Origin of the sequence: Verrucomicrobium sp. BvORR034 (assembly GCF_000739635.1) — a bacterium.
Lineage (GTDB): Bacteria > Verrucomicrobiota > Verrucomicrobiia > Verrucomicrobiales > Verrucomicrobiaceae > Verrucomicrobium.
The window spans coordinates 1-927 of sequence record NZ_BATQ01000195.1; the positions used below are offsets into that span (position 1 = coordinate 1).

Below are 927 nucleotides of genomic sequence, written 5' to 3' on the forward strand. Positions count from 1 at the left end.
GCGTCTCCACGTTCACGGCTACGAGCAGCGTCGCTGGCGGCATCTGGACACCTGCCAGTTTCGCACCATCATCGAAGCCTCCGTGCCCCGCGTGCTTGATCCTGCCGATGGCAAAACGCAGATGGTGAAGGTTCCCTGGGCGGGACCGCGCAGTGGCTGGACCCTCATGTTTGAGCACTTTGTCGTCCGGGTCCTGCTGGCTTGCGCCACTCTCAGTGATGCTCTGCATCTTACCGGGCTGGACTGGCACCAGGCCCAAGGGATCATGAGCAGAGCCGTGGAGCGTGGCCTGCAAAGGCGCAAGCTGGAGCAGATTGACTTTGTGGGTCTGGACGAGAAGAGCTTCCGGCGGGGGCAGGATTACATCTCTGTGATGACCGACCTTGTGGCTCAGCGGGTGCTGGAGGTGCAACCCGGACGGGACACCGTCGCCGTGCTGAAGCTTTGGGAACTGTTGCCCGAAGACACCCGGCAGCAAGTGCAGGCGGCGGCCATGGACTTTGGAGCGGCCTATGCAGCGGCAACACGCCAGGCGGTGCCGCAGGCGCTCATTGTCTATGACAAGTTCCATGTGAGCCAGATGTTGAGCAAGGCGGTGGACACCGTGCGACGTCAGGAACACAAGATTTTAATGGGACAGGGTGACGACACGCTCAAAGGCTCCAGATATGTCTGGCTGCGTGGACTTGAAAAGATGAGCGACGAGGAGTTTTTGAACTTCCAGCAACTGGTGGAACTCTCGCTGAAGACCTCGCGGGCGTGGGAGCACAAGGAGTTGTTTGCGGCCTTCTGGGAACAGCGCACTGCCGCAGAAGGAGCCAGGTTCTTTGCCCGATGGTTGAAGCGGGTCATGAGTTCACGTCTTGAGCCCGTCAAGAAGGCGGCGCGCACGTTGAAGACGCACCTTCAGGGATTGCTCAATTACTT

Annotated in this window: 1 protein-coding gene; it reads left to right on the forward strand. The window is 59.9% G+C overall.

The genetic code is table 11. The annotated features are described in order from the left end of the window. On the forward strand, positions 1-927 hold a 927-nt coding region (locus BV034_RS34085; RefSeq protein WP_050031400.1), incomplete at both ends, for an ISL3 family transposase.